Raw genomic sequence first — 23,749 nt, forward strand, 5'->3', positions numbered from 1 at the left:
CTTGTTACGAAGGATACAAACGCACTATTCCGGTCTTTGCTTCCATATCTGCGACCATCCAGATTTTTTCAAACGGGTGACCTTCAGGCACAGTAATATGACCAAATAGCTTTTTAATCTCGTCTTTGCTCCACTGAGGGTGGGTATTACGAATCACTAACCACACTTTGTTGGTGTGGTAACGTTTTCCGGCTTTATTTAAAAGGATTCTATTAAGGGCTTTCAACAAGCGCTCATCGGCCTCTTGATCCAATGAGTGCAATTCAGCTTGCGTTTGCTCGGATAATTCACGCCCTAAAATGGCCATTGCTTCGGCTTCAGAACCATACAAATGGGCTATCTCTAGGTCTAATTTTTCTCCTTCTAAAGTACAGGAAACATCTGGCCTCATAGGTTGATTGTGCCAAATATGTCTAATAGGCTTATTTGTATTTGATTCATAGCAACGCATGAACAACTTCGCCGCTTCATGTTCAAGGCGTATTTTTTCGTGCTCGCTTCGTTGACCTTCAGTAACAACTGTCATAACTACCTCAACCGAAGTTTTAACGACTTCTTAATTAGATTAGTTCAAATATTGTAATTCGTCTTAATAGCAAAATTCTTCCTTTCCTATTTAGTGCACATTTCCATGTGCGCATTAAAGAGAACAAAACCCTATAATCCGTCTTTATTTAACCTTTTGTTCAGGAATCACCAGTATGCCCTCACATATTCCTCAATCTGATATGGGGGTAAAAGAATTCACCGTTCTGGTTGCTCTGTTGATGTCGATTGTCGCTATCTCAATCGATGCCCTACTACCTGCTCTTGGGCTCATTGGCCATGATTTTAAAGCAACGGACTCAAACCAGCCTCAGCTATTAATAAGCCTTCTTTTTTTAGGGATGGCCATTGGGCAACTCATTGCTGGGCCACTCTCTGATGCCCTAGGCCGAAAACCCATTCTCTTTGCAGGCTTTGCCTTATATCTAGCTGGCACTGTATTTTGTTTTTTTGCCCCCACGTTGTCAGAACTGATGATTGGCCGATTTATCCAAGGCTTAGGCGTTTCGGGACCTTATATTGCAGCTATTGCATTGGTACGAGATAAATTCAGTGGCGCTAAAATGGCTCGTACCATGTCATTTGTAATGATGATATTTGTATTAGTACCAGCCATCGCGCCTTCACTAGGGCAAGCCATCATGCTGCTATCTGACTGGCACAGCATTTTTATTATGTACTTTTTGTACGCAGTCATTTTGCTGATATGGATATCGACGCGTCTGAAGGAAACGTTGGCAAAGGCTGACCGTATTCCTTTTACTTTTGAGGGCTTTAAGAATGGTTTCAAAGAAGTTCTCAGCAATCGTCAGACACTGTGCTATATGCTCTGTATGGGGCTTTTCTTTGGTAGTTTTATTGGCTATCTAAATTCTTCACAGCAAATTTTCCAAGTGCAATTCAATACAGGCACCCTATTCAGTTTGTATTTTGGCGCCTTAGCACTCGTACTTGGTTTTTCTTCGTTACTGAATGCACGTATTGTTGAAGCGTTTGGCATGCGCCCCATCGCCCTGTGCGCCATCACTACTGTGGTAATCACCTCTATTGTGTTCTGGGCACTGCATTCATTTGTCACCATTTCCCTATGGATGTTTTTGGTATATGCCGCTGTGCTGTTCTTTTGTTTTGGTTTACTGTTCGGTAACGTCAACGCTTTGGCTATGGAGCCTATGGGACATGTAGCCGGCATTGCTTCTGCGGTGATCGGTTCAGTCTCTTCCATCTTATCGATGGGCATCGGCACTTTGATTGGTCAGCTGTACAATAATTCGTTAATTCCTGTGGTAATGGGTTTTAGCATACTGGGCTCTTTAGCTCTGGTTCTCATATATTTTGCAAAAACGAAACATTCGGATGAATTTGACCCTACAACGGTTTAAAGGAATACCATGCGTAAAACCGATAAAAAAAGAGACAACCTGATTCGCCAGACACTGACAGAAGTCTGCGATGGACTTTTGAAACAGAACTTAGGCTTTGCATGGCTAACGCACACCGTCGATTACAATGCCTTTCCGCAAAGCCTAAAAGTCATCGTTATTTTTGAGACGGACGAAGCCCAAGAGCTATTCGCTAATAGCTCTGGTTTTGGCAACCTTATCTCTGATATTGCGAATCGATTTAAACAGTTAGATATACGCCTTTCTACTCCGAAGACACACGTATTCCTCGATAATGAGGAAGCATGCTTTAGAAACCACGAAGGTAAATGGGCGAACCGATTACAACAACACTGAGCATCTCTCTGCTTTTTCATGACAAGCTACTGACACAAGAAGCGCCCTTTTCTGCAAAGGTTTGCCCACATACATATTCTTTACATTGATGACGATAACTCCCTATTCACCGCACGTTTCTTGCGCTTATTTCATGCCTAACTTGTCTAATCTGATTATGTCATTTAGAAAATTAACGATTAAGGAGAACGTATTATGTTGGGTTGGACTTTTCTATTTTTGATTGTAGCGTTGCTAGCAGGCGCACTAGGTTTTACTGGCATTGCAGGCGCAAGTATGGGGATCGCAAAAGTACTGTTCTTTGTATTCCTAATATTGATGATTATTTCTGCAGTACTTCATGTCGTCCGTGGTAAGAAGCCGCTATAAAAATTGACGAACTCCAGAACCCATTGATGACATCAATGGGTTCTAATGACCTTATTTTTATCACCTTTCTAAGTCATTTAGCACGTACCATAGTTTTCATCACTCTATCTATGTATCCGAGGATGAAACATGAAAGCTTACAAGTACGTACCATTGATCGTCTTGCCATTCGCTGCAACCACTTATGCCGATGAACTAACTTCTAGTATCGGTATTACAGGTATCTGGGCCGAGTCTTACATCATAGGCGAAGATAACGTCGGCGACCCTTTTCCATACGTCAATCTGTCCTATGGCATGTTTAAAGCTTCTCCGCGGGGCATCGGATTAGAGCACACCATAAACGACAAAGATAAGATTAGTTTACTTGTCACTCTAAGAAGGTCTCCCCTAGATATTGATGATAACAGTCAACTCACTGGTCTAAATGAGCGCAAAGATGCCACGGAATTAGCTCTAGGCTGGTCAACCAAGCTTCAATCTATTGATATCACCTCCTCGTTGGCAGCGGACATCAGTGACAAGCACAATGGCTACGAAGCGAAAATCAAAGCGTCCAAACCTTATAAAACGCAAGCGGGGTTGTTCATCCCTTCCCTCGGCTTAGCCTACCAATCAAAAGATCTGGTCAACTATTACCATGGTATCAGTGCTAGCGAGTCTGCTCTGTCTGGATTCGAAACTTATGAAGGTGAAGGTGGTGTAATTGGTCAAATGGGCATCACACACATTTTTCCCATCTCTGATCATTGGAAAACCATTACAAACATTCAGCGTACCAGTTTGGGAAATAACATTAGCGATAGTCCAATCGTAGACAAATCAAGCTTCTGGGCCGGTACATTTTCTGTGGTGTATACGTTTTAAAACGGATTAAATAGTGTGATGTGATAAAGGTTTGTTTTAGACTGAAAAGACCATCATCGCGGAGGTGCTTATGAAAAAACTGAAGAATGAAGCGCAGTTAGTAAAAAAAGCCATTCAAGTAGGTGAATCTTATGCCAAGAATCGTGGTTACGCGGCTTTTTCGGCACAGACCTCAGCCAATCAAAAAGTGGAGTCTTTATACCGACTGCTAGTGCTAGATAAACTGGTGGTCGCACTGCCGCCTGACAAAGAAGACTTACCAGGTATGAAACATAAGCTCGCCATTTGGATGGATAAAATGCTCCCTGCAGATCATCCATTGAAAGAAGCCAGTTAGCGCTGTACGAATAAAATAATGGGCCTTAACGGCCCATTATTTTTATGCTTGTTTATTATCACTAGATCGGGTTCTTTTACGTGGCGTTCGGTTTGACGACGCTTTTTTATCTTCTGACCGCTGAGAAGACCCACTAGAATGACTTGATGATTTAGCCTCACCTCCACGAGATCTTTGTGGATTAGGCTTACGCTGAGCAGGTTTATTTGAACGCGGCTTAGCATTACCATCTTTTGCTTGCGCTGCTGACTGTTGAGCTTGATCCGTTTTCGGCTTCTTAGGCTTTTTCGGTTTCTTAGGCTTAACTGGGCGAGTATCTAGCTTCGACTCTTGTAAGCGATTCGTTGGTGGGAACTCTGCATCGACTTGACGCTCGATTAACTCACCGATCACACGCTCAATAGCAAACAACTCTTTGATATCTTCTTCCGTCACAAACGATACCGCGTGACCTGTTTCTCCAGCTCGACCTGTTCGACCGATGCGGTGAACATAATCTTCCGGCACTTTTGGTAAATCAAAATTCACCACATAAGGCAGCTGGCTAATATCAATGCCACGGGCTGCGATATCCGTCGCCACCAACACTTGTACCGCGCCCGATTTAAAGTCGGCCAAAGCTTTGGTACGAGCATTTTGACTCTTGTCACCATGAATCGCTGCCGCAGTAATGTCTTTCGCATTCAACATACGCGCAATGCGGTTAGCGCCGTGTTTTGTTTTAGAGAATACTAAAACCTGACGCCAGCCTTCTTGCTTCACAAGGTGAATCAAAAGTTTAGTCTTATTCGGCTTATCCACTTCAAAAACAGTATGACTGATCGTTGCGGCTTTTGTATTAGCAGGTGACACAGAAACTTCTTCTGGATCATTAACAAAGCGCTCTGCGAGCTCTTTGATCGGATCCGAGAACGTTGCTGAGAACAGCAAGGTTTGACGCTTTTTCGGAATCAACGCCACGATCTTTTTCAAATCATGAATAAAGCCCATATCCAACATACGGTCAGCTTCATCCAACACTAAGATTTCCAAACGATCCAGTTTCAAGGCATTTTGCTGGTACAGGTCCAACAAACGACCTGGGGTCGCCACTAATACATCCGCGCCACCACGAAGCTTCTGCATTTGCGGGTTAATCTTGACACCGCCATAGACCACCGCGCTTTTTAACGGCAAATGCTTACTGTACAACGCCACATTATCTGCCACTTGCTGCGCCAACTCACGAGTCGGAGTTAACACCAACGCACGCACTTGGTTATTTCGCGCCCCCTGTCCCGCTAATAAATTTTGCAGCATCGGCAAGGTAAAACCGGCTGTTTTACCCGTCCCTGTTTGCGCCGCCGCCATCAAATCCTGACCAGACAACACCACAGGAATCGCCTGCTGTTGGATTGGGCTAGGAGAGGTATAACCCTTCTCAGCTAAGGCTTTCAAAATGCGCGCGTCTAATCCTAGGGATTCAAAATTCATTAGGGTTCTCAATTGGAGGATACAAAGGCGCGAAGCTTAACCTTTGTAGGAGGAATTTGCGAAGGGTTTTGTCTTTTCAACGCCACAAACTCACTACGCATTGGCTCAATCGCTTTGATACTGTTAAGCCTAATAAGAAATAAATGGCATTCAACCTTAAACATCACATGAGCAAAGCCTATTTCCTTAAACTTTGCTGACAGTTTTATAAGAAGAACAATGTTAGTTTGTGTCGCTAACTTTAGAGACAGCCAAAGAATGATAAATGCTGTTGGAGAAGCTCAAATGCATTACTTACATTTTACTGCAAGTTTAGTTGTCTTACTCTCACTCAGCGCGTGCGCGCAAACGCCCCCCTACTCAACATATCAATACAAGGGTAAAGAGTACTTTCATGTGCCCTACACACTCACCGCTGATAACATGGTTGATGCTGAACCAATCCCAACAGAGCAATTAATTGCTGATGGTGGGCAATTTGAAATTTTGATTAAAAAAGATTCATTTCCGGTCAGAGCGCCAAACTGCCAAGCAAACATTATTGCTCGTATGCCATGGACTGACCAAAAAGAGAAACTAAACAGCCGTATCACAGCATACAACGATATTAAATCTGTGCTGAATGGCGAAGCGGCCGCCACTGGCGTTGTGTTGGAGCTTAACCCCTATTTTGACCAAGATGAAGATGGTCCTTATCTAACCCAATGCAATGTTTTTTTTAGAGTGCATCATGGACAATACATCAATCATTTGGGGCAGCCTGACAAATAACCATATCCTCATAATCATTGGGAACAGACCTTCATATAACAAGAAGCCTGTTTCCGAACAGAAATTCCTCAGATCAAAATCGCCTAGCATTTGATTTAATATCATCAGTCAATACGAAAACTTAATCTAATGTAAGAGCATTGATAATTCTAATAATTACGTCGTGCTAGAAATATGCGAAGGGGTTCGTAAATGTTATATTTTGTTTTCTTAATTTCAGTTTGATAATAAATTAATCAGATCCGTTAGTACTTGCCCATCTAACCAAAGCGACATGCAAATATGGATTTCCTGACATTACGGAACCAATAGTGCCTTCTAAAACTCAACACAAACGCTTATCGAGCCGATACTTACTTTTGTCTCTAGCCGTGGCCTTAGTTCCATTATTTATATTTGCTGGTCTTTATGATCGTTACTTTGATCAGTTGGTTTCAAAAATCACGGACGGAAGGATTAACACTCAAGTTGCCGCGGTGCAAAATGAGTTTCGCGTGCACCTAAGAGAGCGCTTGTACCAATTAGATGTACTTGCGGATGAGCTTGATTCTCCCGAAATTTTTCAAAAAGATGGTAAACAAAATCTTCCAGAGGAACTGGAAGCGCTTTTGCGGTTACAGACCGATCTTAATAATGTTTACGGTATTGCCTTTTTTGATGCTGAAAAGCAGTTTCTTTGGAGTTTCCCAGAGTACGCCTATTCCTCAGCTAGATATCACGCAGTTCAGCCTTACAAAACACAGTTTGAACAGGCGGATATTTTTGGACCAGAAGAGTTTACCTTTGATCGACCAAGTTCAGTCTTACTTGTAAAACCAATTATCGGTTTATCTGGCAATCACAAAGCGCCCTATTTAGGACTGATTCTGCGTTTCAACTCGTTAGCTGCAATCCCAAAATCGTTGGGCACGGATGGAATTTTTACTCCTTATTTAGGCGTGCCAGGTGACCGCATCTTTGACATCGTAGGTCAGCCAGCTCAGAGCATAGACCAATACGATCAAACGTTTGACTTGTTTCCAGGCTGGTCAATCAAGCTTAGACAAAACGAAGTGCTTGCTGCACCGCCTAGCGCAACCCTTAGATATTGGTTGATTGGCTTAGTCATGTTGACGGCCGCTTGCCTCTTAGTCGTCCACTGGTTCATTTCAAAACGCCTAAACCGCCAAGTTGATACATTAATTGCAGGTATCGAACGAGTGGCTTCTGGCGACCTTAAATCTCCCGTTCCGCCACAGCCAGGCACTGAAGTCGAACGTCTTACCATTGCAATAGAGAAAATGCGTTCGCAACTCAATCAAGTCATCCAAACAAATGTTGAGATGGAGCGAAGAGCCTCTCTCGGGAATTTAGCTGCAGGGCTGGCCCATGATATCCGCAACCCGCTTAATATCGTTGGCATTACCACCAAAGCTTTATTAAAAAGAGAGTTTAGTGATGAAAAAAAAGAAATGCTCTCTATGGTTACGGATGAACTTGGACGAGTAAATCGAGTGATTGACAACCTATTAAACTTCGCTCGACCAGCGCCTCCTAAGCAAGAAAACGTTGTTCTTATCAAAGAGCTAAATCTGGTAGCCAACCTTCTTAATGCCACGTTACATAAGCATAAAGTAAGCTTACACATTGAGTGTGAAGAAACCTTAGAACTGTTTGCTGACCCTACTCACTTGCATCAGGTATTAATAAACCTTGTCTTAAACGCTATCCAGTCTTTTAATGGTCAGGGCGGAGACGTGACCATTAATGTTAAACGTGAGCCTGAAGAGTTAATCATCACCGTTATTGATAATGGTCCCGGTATAGACTCGACACACCTAGAGCGGATTTTCGAACCCTTTTACACCACGAAATCCACCGGCACAGGTCTTGGTTTAGCCATTTGTCAGGCTCTTATTCAAGCCAACCATGGACGGATAGAGATTCACTCTGACAGTGAAGGCACTACTGTATTTTTAAAATTTCCGATACAAGCAAAATTAGACGACACCTATGAGTAACCTAAGTGTTTTGGTCATTGATGATGAACAGAATTTAGTACGCAGTATTAAGTTCTCTTTGAATAATCAGGATATTGAACTCACAGCCGCTTTTACAGGGCAAGAAGGGATCACCGCGTTTGAGCAATTAAACCCCGACTTAATTCTGCTCGATTTGGGCTTACCAGATATGTCTGGGCTTGAGGTATTAAGCCATTTAAGACAGCTTTCTCCAACAACACCAGTGATCATGATCTCTGCACATGGGGACACCAGAACAGCGGTTAAAGCTGTCAAAGAAGGCGCTATTGATTACATTACTAAGCCATTTGACGTCGATGAGCTTGAACTGCTAATGCTAAGAACCGCCGAGCAGCAAAGAGCCACCAAAGAACTCGCCTTTCTTAGAAATAAAGATGGGGTTAACAATCAGATCATTGGCCAGTCGACGAAAACTAACCTGCTGAAGAAAATGATCACTCAAGTGGCGAACAGTGCAGCCCGAACCATCCTAATCCAAGGGCCCTCTGGCACCGGAAAAAGCATGGTGGCCAAGAGCATTCACAACCAACGCTTCAGCAATGCGCCCTTTATCGAAGTCAATTGCGCGGCCTTACCCGAACACTTAATTGAAGCGGAGCTTTTTGGCGCTGAAAAAGGCGCTTATACCGGGGCAACGTCTACGCGAGATGGCCTAATTGCGCTGGCGGATGGTGGTACATTATTTTTGGATGAAATTGGCGAAATGCCGCTTAATATTCAAGCAAAATTACTGACGTTCTTAGAACAAAGAACCTTTCGCCCTGTTGGGGCTGGAAAAGAGCGTAAGTCCAATGCGGTCATCATTGCAGCAACGAATCAAAACCTTGCTATACAAGTATCAGAAGGTCGTTTTCGACAAGACCTTTTTTATCGACTAAATGTAGTGCCTGTTGAAATTCCAGCGCTGCAAGAGCGCGCCGCAGATATTCCTATCCTTGTTGAGCATTTCTCAAGCCTCATGGCTAAAAATGAAAGCTGTCAGCCAGTGATTATGACTCCGGAAGTGATGGTAGCATTACAGCAGTATGCTTGGCCTGGAAACATCAGGGAACTAAAGAACCTAATCGAGCGATTAACGATCTTGTACCCAGGCGAGCATATCACCTGTTCGTTATTACCTAGCGAAATCCTACCGAAAACTCCAACATTGCATTCACCGCAAACACGTTATGATGAGCAGGTTGAGTCAAAAGAAAAGGAAGTCATTTTACAGGCACTCAGTGCAGCTCAAGGAAAGAAAGGCTTAGCGGCTGAGAAACTCGGCATTTCAAGACATGCCTTAAAAAGGCGGATGCAACGCTTAAATTTAGACCTTTAACTGAATGTACTATGCAAAATAAAAATAAATTTAAACTTCGTATTAACAATAAGTTTTGTCTATTAATGACCTGCTTGCTTTCGCTAAGCGCCCTCGCAGAAACAAGGTTAGGTTCCGTCAATGAACACGCGACCAAAGTAGGCTGTTTATTTCCTATGACAGGTCGGGGCGGCCTTTATGGACACGATAGCTTGATCGGTATTCAAATCGCTTTGGAAAAGATCGCCTCTTCCCCTCGTTACCCAGAACTTCAGGTATTAATTGAAGATTCGCGTTCGAAAGCGTCTCGAGCGACTCGCATTGCGCGAACGTTTGCCCAAGAGGAAGGTGCTCGCTTCTTATGTGGCGTCGTTAACTCTTCTGTTGCGATACAGGTCGCGCAAGTAGCGAGTCAAGAGGAAGTGTTTTTTATTGGTACTGATCACGCTTCATCACGCTTAACAGAGCCTTTAACCAATCCTTATTACTTTCGGCTCAGTAATAACACCAAACAAAGCATGCTAGCGGGTGCGAAATACATTAAAGAGCACCTACTTCCAAAGACGAATAATCGACCTATTCGCATTTCCTACATCGCGCCTGATTATGAATACGGTTACTCCGTCTGGCAGGACCTCACCCGCGCTTTAAACGAATTAAACGTACCTTACCAAATCGTAACGACATTATGGCCTCGATTGTACGAAGCAAATTATTCACCATTTATACGAGCGTTAATGGAGCAACCCACAGACCTTATCGTTAACTCTATGTGGGGTGGTGATCTCGTTGCTTTTATTCAACAAGCCAAAAGTACTCCTCTGTTTGATCACTCTGCGTTTGCAAACTTTGATACGGGGGGAAATTACGAAGTTCTTGCCGCATTGGGTGACGATATGCCCAATGGCTTGATCATGTCATCCCGACATCACACCAATTGGCCGAGAACCGAACTGAACCACTGGTTTGTTGAACGATTTAAAGCGATAAGCGGTCGCTATCCTTCCTATGCCGCGGAAGGCGCTTACTCGGGGCTCATGGCCATTGCCGAATCCCTTGCGATTGCTGGCACAACTGCCAGTAACGACACAATAAGACAGACTCTAGAGCAGCTTGTACTCCATCTGCCAGAGGACCCCATTGGTTACTCATCTTATATGGATGAGCGAACACACCAAATTCAGCAAGTCATTGCGATAGGCACAACTCAAGCAAATTCAAGTCAACTCCCAGCCAAAAAACTGCTTGGCAATTGGGCTGTCTATTATCCTAGTCGCTTCAGCTCATTTAAAAACAAACAATAAAATGAGCGGAATCCGCTCATAGATCTACGTTCATCATGAGCGGATTCCGCTCATTAAAAATATCGAACATTGCAGAAATATAATTTTTCCTTTAAATATCAAAGCACTAACAAAAGTTACAAAACTGGCATCGCCTTTGCTATCCCACCTTTAGTACTGCGATCAGTGCGCTCATTTAAGATCAATCAACACTCATAGTACCGCTCAATCGTGAATGTTGACTGAAGCACACCAGCAGTCGTTTGGCAAAGTAAGACTTGTTCCTCACTTACTTTGCCTACGAATCATAAAAATAAAGGTGTTATAACTATGTTTCTACATGATGCGTCTCTATTAAAAGAACGCTGCCTAGTAAATGGCCAATGGGTATCCGCAGAGGATAATAAAACCATCCCTGTCACCAACCCTGCTAATGGCGAAATCATTGCTCATATCCCCCACCTAAGCGCAGACGAAGTGCCCTCAGTTATCGAAGCGTCACAAGTGGCTCAAAAAAAATGGGCGGCTATGACAGCAAAAGAACGCTCAAAAATCCTGCGCCGCTGGTTTGAACTCATCATCGAAAATACCGATGACTTGGCAATGATCATGACCTCTGAACAAGGCAAACCGTTAACGGAAGCCAAAGGTGAAATTGGCTATGCAGCCTCTTTTGTTGAATGGTTTGCAGAAGAAGCGAAGCGCGTTTACGGTGACACAATCCCTGCCCCAGTGACCAATCAACGCTTAAGGGTTATCCGACAGCCTATTGGTGTGACAGCCGCGATTACGCCCTGGAATTTCCCAGCAGCGATGATTACTCGTAAAGCGGCCCCAGCGCTGGCAGCAGGCTGCTCTATGATTGTTCGCCCAGCCGACTTAACGCCTCTGACAGCTTTAGCACTTGCTGAATTGGCGCAAAGAGCTGGTATTCCAGATGGCGTGTTCCAAGTGATTACCGGCTCAGCCAGCAAACTTGGCAAAGTCTTAACAGATAGCAATGTGGTGACCAAACTTTCGTTCACAGGTTCAACAGAAGTGGGTCGTTTATTGATGGCTCAATGTGCGGACACCATTAAGAAAGTTTCCCTAGAGTTGGGCGGTAACGCACCATTTATTGTGTTTGACGATGCAGACCTTGATAAGGCCGTCGAAGGCGCTATGGCGTCTAAGTATCGTAATGCAGGACAAACCTGCGTCTGTGCAAACCGCATTTTAGTACAACGCGGTGTTTACGATGTTTTTATCGCCAAACTTCAAAAGAAAGTGGCGGCACTGAAAATTGGTTATGGCGTTGAAGATGGCGTCCAAATCGGACCGATGATTGAAGAAAAAGCCATCACCAAAGTAGAAGAGCATATTCAGGACGCGGTATCTAAAGGTGCCAAGCTGATCCATGGTGGTGAGCGTCTAGGCGGTTTATTCCTTCAACCTTCGATCTTGGTAGATGTCACCAGCGATATGAAGGTGGCGCAAGAAGAAACCTTCGGCCCGATGGCCCCAATCTTTCCATTTGATACAGAAGAACAAGCTGTTGCCATGGCAAACGACACCATTTTCGGTTTAGCCGCTTACTTCTTTACCAAAGATCATGCGCGCAGTGTGCGCGTTTCAGAAGCCCTAGAGTACGGCATGGTTGGTCACAACACAGGGCTTATTTCAAACGAAGTCGCACCTTTTGGTGGTGTTAAGCAGTCAGGCCTCGGACGTGAGGGCTCTAAGTACGGTATCGATGAGTACTTGGAACTGAAATACATCTGTAGCGCTCTTTAACACGAGGAAGTCATTATGTCTCAAGGTATCAAACCCTTCTCTTTTAATACTCCAGGCTCCATGCATGTTGAATGGGGCGGAGCCAAACGTCTTGGTGAACTAGCGTCCGAATGGTTCCAAGAACGCAACGTTCTGCTTGTGACGGATAAGTTCCTGAGTGAAAGCGGTCTGCTGAACGAAACCAAAGCCTCTTTAGAAGCTCAAGGTTTCAGTATTTCCATTTTCGACGACGTAGTTGCGGATCCACCAGAACACGTTTTAATGGCCTGTGTAGATTTTGCAAAGGCAAATCAGACTGACTTGGTGATTGGCTTGGGCGGCGGCTCACCAATGGATATCGCTAAACTAGTAGCCGTTATGCTGACATCAGAGCAGCCATTGTCTGAGCTGTACGGAATTGGCAAGGTACAGGGCAAGCGCGCACCGTTACTTCAAATCCCAACCACAGCAGGAACAGGTTCAGAAGTCACCAATATCACCATCTTAACAACAGGTGAAACCACCAAGATGGGCGTGGTTTCTAAACAGTTGTATGCAGATTATGTCTTGCTCGATGCTGAATTAACCATTGGCTTACCTTCCCTACCGACCGCGGCAACGGGCATTGATGCCATGGTTCACGCGATTGAAGCGTACACGTCAGTTCACCTAAAGAACCCTCTTTCTGATGCCTTGGCAAAAGAAGCATTGCGTTTGCTTAGCAAAAACTTGCTCACCGCCTGCCAAGAAGGCACGAACCGCGCGGCACGTGAAGCCATGCTATTGGGTGCCAACTTAGCCGGCCAAGCTTTCTCAAATAGCCCGGTCGCAGCCGTGCACGCTTTGGCTTACCCATTAGGTGGTCACTACCATTTACCGCATGGTTTGACCAATGCTCTGATGCTCGGCCCTGTGCTTCGCTACAACATGAAAGAAGCCGCGTCGCTTTACGCTGAGCTTGCAGACGTTGTATTGGACTCTTCTGACGGAAACGAAAACAGCCGAGCAGAGCAATTCGTATCCTTTATGCAAAATCTAATGAATGAGTCTGGTGCGCCACAACGACTACGTGATGTTGGGGTTACTGAAGAGAGTCTTCCAACACTCGCCAAAGATGCCATGCTACAAACACGTTTGCTTGGCAATAACCCTGTTCCAGTAACGGAAAGCGATGCCCTAAAACTGTATCAAGAAGCTTTTTAATTCAATGAAACAATGTTTGTTTCTGCAATAAAAACCTGTAGCAACCCCTCTGCAACCTCTGGTTGCAGAGAATTTGAATTATTACAAAAATAATAGGAAATCATCATGAGTAAAGAACGTATTGATGGCCAAGAAACACCCTTTTGGTCTATGGGACCTTTTAAGGTCCGCCTCCCGTTTGTCCACTATCGCATAGAATGGCCTGATTACTTTCAAGGCCTACTTATGTGCGCCGTCGACCTTGCTGCCATCCCATTAATGACCGAGCTACTGGGCATGCCATTTGAAGTGGCCTTAGCAGTTGTTATGTTAAACGGCCTTTTCTACTTGTTACACCACTTGTTAGGGGACCCAGTTGTTCCTGGCTGGATTACCCCAGCAATTCCGCTGTTGATGGCTTACTGCACAACCTTCCCAGAAGGACCTGAACGGATCCATGCCTTAATATCCTTCCAGCTCTTGCTCGGTATATTCTCGATATTTATCGGAGCATCTGGACTGGCTCACAAGGTGGTTTCGTTAATACCCCAAGCCATCAAATCAGGGGTCATTATTGGAGCAGGTATTGCAGCAGTCATGGCTGTATTCAAAGTAGACGGTCGTTTTGATACTTACCCAATCACCATCACTCTGGCAGTGGGTATTGCGTTTTATGTGATTTTCTCGCGCCACTTTGCGCACTTAAAACAGAACAACGCTTTCTTTAACGTGATTGGTAAATTAGGCGTTTTCCCGATCGTTGCCCTAGCCATTGTTATTGCCCCTACCGTTGGGGAAACATCGTGGCCAGATATCCAATGGGGCTTTTCTTCGCCTGATTTCGTTACGCTTTGGAACGAGTACACAGTCTTTGGTTTAGGTTTGCCACCATTAACAATGTTCTTAAGTGCGATCCCAACGGTGTTAGCGGCTTACATTGTATTATTCGGTGACGTCCTACAAAGTCGCGCCATTCTAGAAGAAGCGGATCATCTTCGTACGGATGAGAAGATTGATTACGATCCAGACCGCGCGCATATGATTTTTGGTGCACGTAACTCTGCCATGTCAATTTTAGGCCCGGATGTTGCCATGTGTGGTCCGCTTTGGGCGGCCATGCACGTCGTGATCGTCGAGCGTTTCAGCCAAGGCAAGAAAGCTATGAAGTCCATCTTTGGTGGTGCTGGCTCTTTCCGTTGGGGCACTAATACAGGCTTGTTGTTCATGCCAATCGTAACCCTAGTGCAACCGATTCTAGGTGTTGCGCTGGCATTAACGCTACTGATTCAAGGCTACGTTTCGGTTCGAATCGGGGTAATGGAAGCACGCTCACAGCGTGATCTTGGTATTGCAGGTATTGTTGCGGCCGTTCTTGCCACACGCGGTGCCACATGGGCCTTTGCTGTCGGTGTTGTGCTTTGTATTTTGGTCTACGGACGTGATTTCTTCAAAGGCGAGAAAGACAAGACCTTTGTGAAAGATCAAGCTCAATAAACCTCCTAGCGCTATCGCGTTTAGTAAGAATGCTAAAGATAAAAAATGCCCCAAGTGTTTCAATCACTTGGGGCATTTTATTATCACAATGCAATAGCGTGTTAAGCAGACAGTAACCTTATTTTCTTACATTGAGCCCCTAGATAGACGCCCAAAGCAATCAATAGCCCCATTCCTAACACTCTAAGAGTGATGACACTTGTGCTGAAGTCTGCCGCAGCTTCTGGCCAAGCAATTAGCAGCGCAGCCACGATAAAACCACCTCGTTGAACCATGGATAAAGGGCTTCCTAGCCAACCAGAGAAGCCAATGCTCATGGAAATGGTTGCTAGAGTGGCTAAAAAGATCGCCATGGTAATACTCAGTGAGTCACCAATCAGCAAGACGCCTGGCATAGTAACAAATAAGAACGGCACCAATAGTTTAACGAAGCCTAAGCGCATGGATTCTACTGCCGTCTCGTTAGCGTCCGCGCCTGAGATTGTCGCTGCCGCATAAGCTGCCAACGCAACAGGCGGCGTGATCGCAGAGACCAGACCGAAGTAGAAAATAAACATATGCGCCGACAAGGTTTCCATTCCTAGCTGTGTCATAGCTGGTGCAACTAAGACCGCCAGCAATAAATACGCTGCTGAGGTCGGCAGTCCCATACCAAGAATAAACGACGCCAACGCCGTCAGCAGTAATACGCCCCAGAGATTACCATCACCAAGCTCAATGATAAGGCCTGACACCATCAGCCCCATACCCGTTAAATTCAATATACCAATCACGACCCCAGCTGAAGCGACCGCAGCGACGATTGGCAAAGTATTCATTAGCGTTTCTTTGCAGGATTGAATCAGATCAACCCAATTGATTCGAGTGGATGCTTTCCACGGAGAGATTAACAGCCCAACCACAATGCCAATCACGGCCGCTTGTGTTGGCGATTTGCCCGCAATCATCAGTCCCACCAAGGCGATTAAAGGCAACAACAGATAACTTTTAGCTTTTAGGGTCTCCATGAGCAAACGCAGTCCCGCCTCATTATCTCGCTCAAGACCTAAGCGCCCAGCTTCCAAACGAACAGAGATCATTAACGCCAAAATATACAGAAGCGCAGGTACTAGAGCCGCCAGCGCAACTTCCGCATAAGGAATACCGATCATTTCAGCCATCAAGAATGCTGCAGCCCCCATAACCGGTGGCATAATTTGTCCCGCAGAGGACGCCGCGGCTTCAATGGCGCCCGCAAGTTTCGGGCTATAACCCACGCGTTTCATCAGTGGAATGGTGAATGTCCCCGTGGTCACTACGTTTGCTACCGCACTGCCGTTCAAAGACCCTAACAAGGCACTCGATAATGCAGCCGATAACCCCGGCCCACCTTGAACACGGCCCGTTAATCCTCGTGCGATGTCGACAAATACCTCTCCGGTACCGATCTTCGTCAAAATGGCGCCAAACAGGCCAAATAAGAAAATGTATTCAACCGCGACCCCCATAGGCACGCCGTAAACGCCCTCTGTTGATAACAACAAGGTTGACGTTAGGCGATTCAAGTCATAACCGCCGTGTCCATATTGACCTGGTATCAAATAGCCAAAATGGGCATATAAAAATGCTAATGACATCAATACAACTAATGCCCAACCGACGGCAATGCGCACAAAGATGAACACAATCACAGCCAGTGCTAGAAATACCCATGTATCAGTAGGTATTGACATCGCGCCACGCATGATGATGTCAATGTAAGAGTTCCAAAGGTAAGGACCCGGTATCAGGGCAACCAAGGCCAATGCGTAAAAGGCGACGCGCACAATTGGTGTTTGATAGCGTGATCCGTACAACATCAATGCCGAGCAGGCTACCAATGAAAAAAACGATGAGCGTAAAAGTAAGGCAGTAATACCTCCGTAATAGGCGCCATAAATCACTAAACCTGCGATACCAATAGCAAGCATACTGAATAGAAAAGAGATAGATAGCTGTTCCTTACGCCCAATATGATCAGACGTAAGGAGCAGACTTTTGAGGCTTGTCTGCTCCATAGTGGACTCCTAATTAATTACTGACTGGCTTCGTCGTAAAATGCTTTCGCGCCAGGATGTAATGCAACCGGAGTATTCGGAGCACTCTTCAATTGGATATTTTTCGCCTGCGGGTGAACTTGACTTAATTCATCTAAGTTAGAAAAAATTGCCTTAGTGATGTTATAAACTTTAGTTTGATCGTTTTTACCGCTGGTGAATAGGATCGCTGGATCGTTGATCACCGTGACTGGAGCAGTAACATCTGGATAGGTGCCAGACGCTAATTGCGTCACTTGATAGAATGGGTATTTTTTAACCATACTGTCTAGCTTTTCAACATCAGCAGACAGCAATTTCATATCCGTTTGAGAATCTAAATCGATCAGCGATGAAGTGGGGGCACCCGCCAAGACAACCGTTGCGTCCACTTGTCCGTTTACAAGCGCTTTAACCCCTTCTGTGTAAGATAAAAAGCGTGGCGTAATGTCACCAAACACACCGTATTCTTCCAGTAGACGTGTCGCAATAACCGCCGCATTACTTCCAGGAGGTCCCATGCTCACACGTTTACCTTTCAAGTCACTGAAGCCGTTTACGCCTGAACCATCTAATGTCGCCACCTGTAATACTGCAGGGTATAAGTAGGCAATCCCTGCAACGTCTAGCGCTCCGGTATTTTTAAAAGGGCCTTCGCCATTCTTCGCTTCAAATAAAGTTGAAGAGGAAGATAAACCTAACGTCATTTGGCCAGCTGCAACACGGTGATTGTTCTCTACCGATGCGCCTGTCACTTCAGCCCGGGCTGTCGTGTCATCTAAATGCTTATTTAGTGTTTCAGCTACCCCTGCGCCAATCACATAAAATAGGCCGCCAGTACCACCTGTACCGATAGAAATACGTTCAGCAGCAATAGAAGCAGAGCTTGCAAACGTAGCAGCAAGTACGGCTGTAAGAAGAGTTTTCTTATTCATGGTTGTCTCCATTTAACGTTTATTTTTTTTATACAAATGGCGGTAAACGATCATTCATTCGTTCACTCAACGTTAAACTTATAGGACGAACCTTTCACGAACCTTTCATGGACGTCATATAATACACTGGAAAATTAGGGGCCTATGCGCATGGCATGACGCCATTCTTCTAATAAAAGAGAACGTTTTGCTTGATCAGTTTGCACTAATAATGGCAGGCCAAATGGTATTGGACGAAAGATGCCGTGGGGTCTCCTTCGTATTTCTGAGAGACTACTAGTACCCGTTACGCTCTCTGACAAAGGGATTAAACTCGACGCTGTGGCCAGTATATTTTGTCCATCATCAGATAATAAGTAATCTAGAAAGAACTCAGCTTGAGGCATATTTGAAGCCTCATGATAAATAAATGCTGTACGCATTACGACTGAGGTATAGTCTGTCGGCATGACAGTTCTGATCCATGGGTAGTTTTGACTCCACTCAAATGCATAGGATCCAAGTACATTATAAGCGATAAAAATATCGCCTCTTAACAAGGCTTGCAGCATCGCTGAGCTATTGGGGTATAGCTGAGCATGATGAGAGCCGAACGCTTCAAGCAAACGTCCGTAGGTACGTGACTGCTGAGAGTCGTGGAACCAAGTTAAATACCCAAGCCCGACAGTTTCGATATCACTTAAACCAACTTTCCCCTGCACTAATGGACTTCGTTCACGAATCAAAGACAGTAGTGCCTCTCGACTCTCAGGCATCGCCAAGTTGCCTAAGATATCCTGATTAATCACCATAACAATAGGCTCAAACGTAAACCCAAAGGCCTCATCGCGCCATTTTGCCCATTGAGGTAATGCATCCGTCACCTCCGAGCGATAAGGCATGGCGTAACCATCATTTACTAACTTAAATTGTAAATCCATCGCCGGACTCATTATGACATCAGGCTTCTTATCCGTTGGCTGTATACTTAGAACCCGATTAAAAAGTTCCAGGGAACTGTGCTCAACATACACAATCGTTGTATCAGGAGATTGCGCCTGATATGCCTTTAAAAGTGGTTCAATCGCGTCAAAGTTAGCCGCCCCCCAAATGTTTAACTCAACTTGGTTACTCTCTTTGGATGGCAACATATTCAATTGTGCAGCGTTTGCGACAGGACACAAACTAACCAGTAGCATTAAGCTTAATAGCAATGCCTTCATACGGTTTCACCATTAGCTTCGAACACTACTTTGATAAGCAGGCCACGGGGTTGATTGTCCGTTAATATCAAACGCGCTCCATGGTGTTCTGCAACTTCCTTAGCAATACTTAACCCAATCCCTGTACCGACGGTATGATTGTGTTTGCTGCGATAAAAACGTTCAAAGACATGTTGCTTATCCTCATCTGAAATACCATTCCCTTGGTCGGCAACGGTTAAACATATAAGGTCTTTTTCGCGGTATAAATTTACTTCCACAACACTGTGTTTTGGACTGTACTTCACAGCATTTTCAAGGATGTTGCGTAACATTTGTGTTAATGCCACATCATCTCCCAAACAAGAGATAGAGGACTGTCCTAAGTATTCTATTTCAACTTCTGATTCCAATGCCCACACCACTAAACTACGACAAACATCCTTGGTTAGCCTGTCCAATTGAACATCACCGAACGCCTGGCTTCGCATTCGATGAGTTAATGTCGCTTCTTCTAAAAGGTGATGAATGGTATCGGTTAAGAGTTCACTGCTGTTAATGATGTCTTGCAGCTGTGTTTGACGTTTGGACGCATCATTTTCTATTAAGGCGTTTTGGGCCTGCAAATTGACACCTGCAAGAGGTGTTCGTAGCTGATGCGCAGCCTCTGATGTAAAGCGCTTTAGTCGTTCTAAAGTGATATTTAACTGCGACATAAAGTAATTTACCGTCTCGACTAACGGGCGTATTTCACTAGGCACATCGGTATTTAGAGGGGTTAATTCCGTTGACGAACGCAGCTCGATAGCACGTCTTAATGATTTCAATGGCCTTAGTACACGCCAAATACCGAACATCAGCAACCCTAAAGTGATACAGAAAAAAGTAATGAGGAACTGTATGACCAAGCCCCCCATTTCATCGGCTAATTGTTGTCGCGCCTGTGTTGTCTGGCCGATCGTAACATGAACAATTTCACTGTAATCCGACTCAATTAAACGTTTTGTGATTGTAATAAAGCGTACATTTTCACTACGGTAGAAGCTGTCAAAGTAAATCGGAGAGGATGAATTCTCTTGAGCTTTAGCATCACTCGCGGTTACATAAGTAGAGCTGGGCAGATCACTATAGCCTGTCAATAAGCTACCTGCTTCAGACGTAACAGAGTAGTAAGCTCGATCTTCTGGTGCTAATGCCAACGTTTCAAATGCTGAAACAGGCAGATCAACGATGACTTTTCGATCAAGTAAATTGATATTTTCTACAATTTGAAGTGCAGCCCCATGAATAAGGCGATCATAGGAAAGTTTGGCTGCCCGATTTGCATAGAGTTCGGCCGCCCATATTGCGACACCATTAATCACGGTCAGAACAATTAACGTCATGACCAGTAACTGTCGTCGAATAGAGGTCGGCTTTGTTCTCATTGCGAGATACCTGAGTGCTCTTCCAGCAAATAGCCAAGCCCACGAATGGTTCGAATGTGTAACGCAGAATGCGCCAAGGTTTTTCTGAGCCTTGCGACGTATATCTCGATTACATTTGGGCCAGGTGCTTCATCAAAACCATAAATATGATCCATCAGCACTTCTTTACTCAACACCTGTTTTGGCTGAGACATAAAGATTTCAAGTAAACGAAACTCTCTCTGCTTCAGCTCCACGGCCTGCTCACCGACAGTGACTGAACAGGTGCGTAAATTTAGACACACATCTGAAAACTCGATTGTCTCCTGTGCTTGCCCTTGACTACGTCTTAAAATCGCACGAATCCGAGCTTCTAGTTCACCAAAATCAAAAGGCTTGGTAATGTAATCATCTGCTCCAAGATCCAATAGTTTGATTCGTTCTTCTACTTGCCCTCTCGCTGTTACCACCAAAACTGGGGTGGCACTTTTTTGCTGCCTTAACGATTGTAGAAGAGTTTCTCCCTTCGCATCAGGTAAGTTTAGATCTAATAAAATTAAGTCATAGCATTGCTGCCTAAGCATCAGACTCGCCTGCTTCCCAGTCTGAGCAAGATCCACACCATGACCAATGCTTTTAATTCGATGTGATACGGCTTCGCATAGAACTGAATCATCTTCAATAACAAGTATTCGCATGCTAAATTTTCTTATTATTTGTGAGCAAAACGGGCTTATTTCGCCTATCGTAAAAATATACGGTATAACAGCCTTAACTACTCTAGCAAATTCAAAAATGCCGCATCGTAATTACTTAATGAGGACTGATTTTCTAAATTTTATCCATTAAATCAATTGAGCCTTAAATCGTGGACGCCATAAACCATGTTGGATCTTCCCAGTAGATTGAGCATTACTGAGGCTGAGCGCCTTTTTTTAGTTTTTTCATAAAAGCACCAAATTGAGGCCCCAACTCTTCAAATAAAGGATGACCTTTATTTTCCAGAATCACTTCGCCAAAGAGCTTAATACCTAGCGCAAATCGTGTGGCTTCTTCAGGGTCATCGAAATGACCAAAGTTTTTCATTTTTTCTATGACTTGAAAAATATCATCATGATTTTTGACCGATAGCTCTAACGTTTTGTTCTCCGTTATAGGTTCGCCTTTCGCATCCAGTTCATGCTTTAAAGTAAGGGTATATGTATGTTGTTTCATAACGTCTCCTAACAATTAATTAATAGAGGTGTAACCAAACTCAAGTTGAGTACGAGTATAGAAAATATTGAGCTGCTCCTGATCCAATCGTTTCAAAAGGTCACGCTCCTGTTCTGGTGTCACAAAAAATGTCACTTGCACTGGCTCGTCCGAGTCGTCTATCCATGTTTTAGTATGAATTGGCCCTTGATGACTGACTCCCATTTGCCCTGTCATCATTGTTGCACCAGATAGTTGAAGCTCTTTGGCGAGTTGAATTAACCACTCGGGAAGACTCATGCTTTGATGGGTTCGGCCATAGTAGGTATAAAAACATAATTGCAAACCAGTCATAGCACCTCCCTATTGTTTAGCTAGGCTATCTGCTGCATATTGAGCCACCTGACTATCGTTAGGGCCATGCGCGCCACTGACACCAACAGCTCCAATAACATGGCCTTCATAGTAGATAGGCACACCACCCTCTAAAGCCGTTGCTCCAGGAGTCGAAAGAAAGCTGACCTTCTGGTGTTCATTAATAAAATCTTCAAACTTTTTTGAAGGGTCTTTTAAGTAAGCTGCGGTTTTTGCCTTCTCCATCGCTACCGTTGGGCTGATTGCAATGGCATTATCATCGCGAGCAAATGCCACCAACAACCCCGAAACATCCACGACTGCCACGCTAATTGGCCATCCGTTGCGTCGGGCTTCATCTAATGCTGCCGCAACAGCTGCTTCAGCGGCGGCCAATGTGATGTTTAATTGCGGTAATGCAATATTCATAATACCTCCAATTTAAATTGTTAAATTTTTTGATTCGTATGAATAACCGGTACAACAGACATCCCAATACGTAGCTTTAATAACTCGCTTTGGTCTGGCAATAATTTGATCCGTACCGGAATACGCTGAACAATCTTAGTGAAATTGCCCGTAGCATTATGCGGTGCAATGGGGGAATAACTGACTAAACTGGCGGGCGCAATATGGTCTACTCGACCTTTCAGCTCTACCCCTGGTAACGCATCAACTTTTACTGTCACCGCCTGTCCTTCATGAACATTGGCCAGTTGTGTTTCTCGATATTGAGCTTCGATGTACAGCTTATCCATTGGCACAATAGTCAGTAATGATTGCCCTGTATTCACATAACTGCCATTTCGCGCATTCACTTGCGCGACCATGCCTGAAACAGGTGCCTTAATAGCAGCGTAGGATTGCGCCAGTTCTGCATTTTTAAGTTGGGTTTCAACCGTTAATAAGTTTGCTTGTGCTTGCTTCAGCTGTGCTTCTAGAATCAGAACCTGTTGTTTGGCTGTCGCTAAAGCAGCCTCGTCACGCATTTGTATGGCTTTTTCTGTCTGGTAGTCCGTTTCAGCTTGCTGCTTATCTTGAACGGTTCCTGACCCATCGCGAGCTAGGTTAATAAAGCGTGTTCTGTTTGCTTCTGCTAAAGACAAGCGCGCTTTATCAAGACTTATAACAGCTTGAGCTTGCTCAACAATCTTATGCTGTTTCACAATTTCAGCTTGAAGAACATTGATCACTGATTGAGCCGTCAGAACATTGGCAGAAGCCACTTGTCGAGCGATATCCAAATCTCGTTCATCTATATGAACCAGTGAGTCCCCCTCTTTCACATTGACATAATCCGATACAAATACTTGATCGATCGCACCTGAAATACGCGGTGAAATGACAGTCAAATCTGCTTGCACATAGGCATCTTCGGTCAGCTGCTCTATATCATTTGAAGCATGTGTATTGAATTGCCATGCGCTTGCTCCAACGATTGCGACAGCAACAACAGCCATGACTGCATAACGAGTTTTTTTCATTGAGATAACC

23 protein-coding genes are annotated in these 23,749 nt (G+C 44.5%); 12 read left to right on the forward strand and 11 right to left on the reverse strand.

All coding sequences use genetic code 11. The annotated features are described in order from the left end of the window. Positions 1 to 4: 4 nt before the first annotated feature. Positions 5 to 526 (reverse strand): hypothetical protein, encoded by a 522-nt coding sequence (locus JHD44_RS03035; protein WP_199460955.1) that lies wholly within the window; start codon positions 524 to 526, stop codon positions 5 to 7. A gap of 175 nt (positions 527 to 701) precedes the next feature. Here JHD44_RS03035 and JHD44_RS03040 point away from each other — a divergent pair, with 175 nt between their 5' ends. The 5 genes from JHD44_RS03040 to JHD44_RS03060 all read left to right on the forward strand — a co-directional run bounded on the left by JHD44_RS03040 (position 702) and on the right by JHD44_RS03060 (position 3,858). Then, complete coding sequence (locus JHD44_RS03040) at positions 702 to 1,928, forward strand: multidrug effflux MFS transporter (protein WP_199460957.1); 1,227 nt, start codon at positions 702 to 704, stop codon at positions 1,926 to 1,928. A 9-nt stretch (positions 1,929 to 1,937) separates the two neighbouring features. Further along, positions 1,938 to 2,285 (forward strand): Fis family transcriptional regulator, encoded by a 348-nt coding sequence (locus JHD44_RS03045; protein ID WP_199460959.1) that lies wholly within the window; start codon positions 1,938 to 1,940, stop codon positions 2,283 to 2,285. Between the two features lie 195 nt (positions 2,286 to 2,480). Further along, positions 2,481 to 2,654 carry a DUF1328 domain-containing protein gene (locus tag JHD44_RS03050; RefSeq protein WP_199460961.1) on the forward strand — a complete coding sequence of 58 codons (174 nt, stop codon included), beginning with the start codon at positions 2,481 to 2,483 and terminating at the stop codon, positions 2,652 to 2,654. A 129-nt stretch (positions 2,655 to 2,783) separates the two neighbouring features. Continuing rightward, positions 2,784 to 3,521: a MipA/OmpV family protein gene (locus JHD44_RS03055; RefSeq protein WP_199460963.1), complete on the forward strand. Its 738-nt coding sequence runs from the start codon at positions 2,784 to 2,786 to the stop codon at positions 3,519 to 3,521. Between the two features lie 70 nt (positions 3,522 to 3,591). Further along, a complete protein-coding gene (locus JHD44_RS03060) occupies positions 3,592 to 3,858 on the forward strand; it encodes a DUF5062 family protein (protein WP_199460965.1) in 267 nt (88 codons plus the stop codon). 42 nt (positions 3,859 to 3,900) lie between these two features. Here JHD44_RS03060 and JHD44_RS03065 read toward each other — a convergent pair whose 3' ends face one another. After that, complete coding sequence (locus JHD44_RS03065) at positions 3,901 to 5,331, reverse strand: DEAD/DEAH box helicase (RefSeq protein ID WP_199460967.1); 1,431 nt, start codon at positions 5,329 to 5,331, stop codon at positions 3,901 to 3,903. A gap of 285 nt (positions 5,332 to 5,616) precedes the next feature. Between JHD44_RS03065 and JHD44_RS03070 the strand changes: the two genes are divergently transcribed. The 7 genes from JHD44_RS03070 (at position 5,617) to JHD44_RS03100 (ending at position 15,131) form a co-directional block, all read left to right on the forward strand. Next, positions 5,617 to 6,102, forward strand: a complete 486-nt coding sequence (locus JHD44_RS03070) for a hypothetical protein (RefSeq protein ID WP_199460968.1) — start codon at positions 5,617 to 5,619, stop codon at positions 6,100 to 6,102. 311 nt (positions 6,103 to 6,413) lie between these two features. Continuing rightward, complete coding sequence (locus JHD44_RS19035) at positions 6,414 to 8,102, forward strand: ATP-binding protein (protein ID WP_199460970.1); 1,689 nt, start codon at positions 6,414 to 6,416, stop codon at positions 8,100 to 8,102. After that, entirely contained in the window at positions 8,095 to 9,441 is a 1,347-nt protein-coding gene (locus JHD44_RS03080) for a sigma-54-dependent transcriptional regulator (protein ID WP_199460972.1), read from the forward strand. Before JHD44_RS19035 ends, JHD44_RS03080 begins: the two co-directional genes overlap by 8 nt. A 65-nt stretch (positions 9,442 to 9,506) precedes the next feature. Beyond that, a complete protein-coding gene (locus JHD44_RS03085) occupies positions 9,507 to 10,724 on the forward strand; it encodes an ABC transporter substrate-binding protein (RefSeq protein ID WP_199461044.1) in 1,218 nt (405 codons plus the stop codon). Positions 10,725 to 11,033: 309 nt separating this feature from the next. Continuing rightward, entirely contained in the window at positions 11,034 to 12,476 is a 1,443-nt protein-coding gene (locus tag JHD44_RS03090; RefSeq protein ID WP_199460974.1) for an NAD-dependent succinate-semialdehyde dehydrogenase, read from the forward strand. Between the two features lie 27 nt (positions 12,477 to 12,503). Beyond that, a complete protein-coding gene (locus tag JHD44_RS03095; protein ID WP_418903725.1) occupies positions 12,504 to 13,658 on the forward strand; it encodes an iron-containing alcohol dehydrogenase in 1,155 nt (384 codons plus the stop codon). 105 nt (positions 13,659 to 13,763) lie between these two features. Beyond that, positions 13,764 to 15,131 carry a hypothetical protein gene (locus JHD44_RS03100; RefSeq protein WP_199460978.1) on the forward strand — a complete coding sequence of 456 codons (1,368 nt, stop codon included), beginning with the start codon at positions 13,764 to 13,766 and terminating at the stop codon, positions 15,129 to 15,131. 101 nt (positions 15,132 to 15,232) lie between these two features. Here the strand turns inward: JHD44_RS03100 and JHD44_RS03105 are convergent, their stop codons facing one another. The 9 genes from JHD44_RS03105 to JHD44_RS03145 form a co-directional block, all read right to left on the reverse strand. After that, positions 15,233 to 17,167: a TRAP transporter permease gene (locus tag JHD44_RS03105; RefSeq protein WP_199460980.1), complete on the reverse strand. Its 1,935-nt coding sequence runs from the start codon at positions 17,165 to 17,167 to the stop codon at positions 15,233 to 15,235. Positions 17,168 to 17,184: 17 nt separating this feature from the next. Then, on the reverse strand, positions 17,185 to 18,120 hold the full coding sequence (locus JHD44_RS03110; RefSeq protein WP_199460982.1) for a TAXI family TRAP transporter solute-binding subunit: 936 nt from the start codon (positions 18,118 to 18,120) through the stop codon (positions 17,185 to 17,187). A gap of 134 nt (positions 18,121 to 18,254) precedes the next feature. Then, positions 18,255 to 19,322 carry an ABC transporter substrate-binding protein gene (locus JHD44_RS03115; RefSeq protein WP_199460984.1) on the reverse strand — a complete coding sequence of 356 codons (1,068 nt, stop codon included), beginning with the start codon at positions 19,320 to 19,322 and terminating at the stop codon, positions 18,255 to 18,257. Continuing rightward, the gene (locus JHD44_RS03120; protein WP_199460986.1) at positions 19,319 to 20,728 is read right to left on the reverse strand and encodes a sensor histidine kinase; all 1,410 of its coding nucleotides are present in this window, start codon (positions 20,726 to 20,728) and stop codon (positions 19,319 to 19,321) included. Before JHD44_RS03120 ends, JHD44_RS03115 begins: the two co-directional genes overlap by 4 nt. Beyond that, a complete protein-coding gene (locus JHD44_RS03125) occupies positions 20,725 to 21,405 on the reverse strand; it encodes a response regulator transcription factor (RefSeq protein WP_199460988.1) in 681 nt (226 codons plus the stop codon). Before JHD44_RS03125 ends, JHD44_RS03120 begins: the two co-directional genes overlap by 4 nt. Positions 21,406 to 21,619: 214 nt before the next feature. Continuing rightward, on the reverse strand, positions 21,620 to 21,922 hold the full coding sequence (locus tag JHD44_RS03130; RefSeq protein ID WP_199460990.1) for a DUF3861 domain-containing protein: 303 nt from the start codon (positions 21,920 to 21,922) through the stop codon (positions 21,620 to 21,622). Positions 21,923 to 21,937: 15 nt separating this feature from the next. Beyond that, a complete protein-coding gene (locus JHD44_RS03135; protein ID WP_199460992.1) occupies positions 21,938 to 22,255 on the reverse strand; it encodes a DUF190 domain-containing protein in 318 nt (105 codons plus the stop codon). Positions 22,256 to 22,264: 9 nt separating this feature from the next. Further along, positions 22,265 to 22,684: a GlcG/HbpS family heme-binding protein gene (locus JHD44_RS03140; RefSeq protein WP_199460994.1), complete on the reverse strand. Its 420-nt coding sequence runs from the start codon at positions 22,682 to 22,684 to the stop codon at positions 22,265 to 22,267. 20 nt (positions 22,685 to 22,704) lie between these two features. Beyond that, a complete protein-coding gene (locus tag JHD44_RS03145; protein WP_199460996.1) occupies positions 22,705 to 23,739 on the reverse strand; it encodes an HlyD family secretion protein in 1,035 nt (344 codons plus the stop codon). Positions 23,740 to 23,749: the final 10 nt, after the last annotated feature.

This window comes from Marinomonas ostreistagni (assembly GCF_016461785.1).
Lineage (GTDB): Bacteria > Pseudomonadota > Gammaproteobacteria > Pseudomonadales > Marinomonadaceae > Marinomonas > Marinomonas ostreistagni_A.

Excerpts from the sequence above, each read along its gene's own strand:
- JHD44_RS03035 (WP_199460955.1), bottom strand. The coding sequence starts at position 526 with ATGACAGTTGTTACTGAAGGTCAACGAAGCGAGCACGAAAAAATACGC.
- JHD44_RS03040 (WP_199460957.1), top strand. The coding sequence starts at position 702 with ATGCCCTCACATATTCCTCAATCTGATATGGGGGTAAAAGAATTCACC.
- JHD44_RS03045 (WP_199460959.1), top strand. The coding sequence starts at position 1,938 with ATGCGTAAAACCGATAAAAAAAGAGACAACCTGATTCGCCAGACACTG.
- JHD44_RS03050 (WP_199460961.1), top strand. The coding sequence starts at position 2,481 with ATGTTGGGTTGGACTTTTCTATTTTTGATTGTAGCGTTGCTAGCAGGC.
- JHD44_RS03055 (WP_199460963.1), top strand. The coding sequence starts at position 2,784 with ATGAAAGCTTACAAGTACGTACCATTGATCGTCTTGCCATTCGCTGCA.
- JHD44_RS03060 (WP_199460965.1), top strand. The coding sequence starts at position 3,592 with ATGAAAAAACTGAAGAATGAAGCGCAGTTAGTAAAAAAAGCCATTCAA.
- JHD44_RS03065 (WP_199460967.1), bottom strand. The coding sequence starts at position 5,331 with ATGAATTTTGAATCCCTAGGATTAGACGCGCGCATTTTGAAAGCCTTA.
- JHD44_RS03070 (WP_199460968.1), top strand. The coding sequence starts at position 5,617 with ATGCATTACTTACATTTTACTGCAAGTTTAGTTGTCTTACTCTCACTC.
- JHD44_RS03080 (WP_199460972.1), top strand. The coding sequence starts at position 8,095 with ATGAGTAACCTAAGTGTTTTGGTCATTGATGATGAACAGAATTTAGTA.
- JHD44_RS03085 (WP_199461044.1), top strand. The coding sequence starts at position 9,507 with ATGACCTGCTTGCTTTCGCTAAGCGCCCTCGCAGAAACAAGGTTAGGT.
- JHD44_RS03090 (WP_199460974.1), top strand. The coding sequence starts at position 11,034 with ATGTTTCTACATGATGCGTCTCTATTAAAAGAACGCTGCCTAGTAAAT.
- JHD44_RS03100 (WP_199460978.1), top strand. The coding sequence starts at position 13,764 with ATGAGTAAAGAACGTATTGATGGCCAAGAAACACCCTTTTGGTCTATG.
- JHD44_RS03105 (WP_199460980.1), bottom strand. The coding sequence starts at position 17,167 with ATGGAGCAGACAAGCCTCAAAAGTCTGCTCCTTACGTCTGATCATATT.
- JHD44_RS03110 (WP_199460982.1), bottom strand. The coding sequence starts at position 18,120 with ATGAATAAGAAAACTCTTCTTACAGCCGTACTTGCTGCTACGTTTGCA.
- JHD44_RS03115 (WP_199460984.1), bottom strand. The coding sequence starts at position 19,322 with ATGAAGGCATTGCTATTAAGCTTAATGCTACTGGTTAGTTTGTGTCCT.
- JHD44_RS03120 (WP_199460986.1), bottom strand. The coding sequence starts at position 20,728 with ATGAGAACAAAGCCGACCTCTATTCGACGACAGTTACTGGTCATGACG.
- JHD44_RS03125 (WP_199460988.1), bottom strand. The coding sequence starts at position 21,405 with ATGCGAATACTTGTTATTGAAGATGATTCAGTTCTATGCGAAGCCGTA.
- JHD44_RS03130 (WP_199460990.1), bottom strand. The coding sequence starts at position 21,922 with ATGAAACAACATACATATACCCTTACTTTAAAGCATGAACTGGATGCG.
- JHD44_RS03135 (WP_199460992.1), bottom strand. The coding sequence starts at position 22,255 with ATGACTGGTTTGCAATTATGTTTTTATACCTACTATGGCCGAACCCAT.
- JHD44_RS03140 (WP_199460994.1), bottom strand. The coding sequence starts at position 22,684 with ATGAATATTGCATTACCGCAATTAAACATCACATTGGCCGCCGCTGAA.
- JHD44_RS03145 (WP_199460996.1), bottom strand. The coding sequence starts at position 23,739 with ATGAAAAAAACTCGTTATGCAGTCATGGCTGTTGTTGCTGTCGCAATC.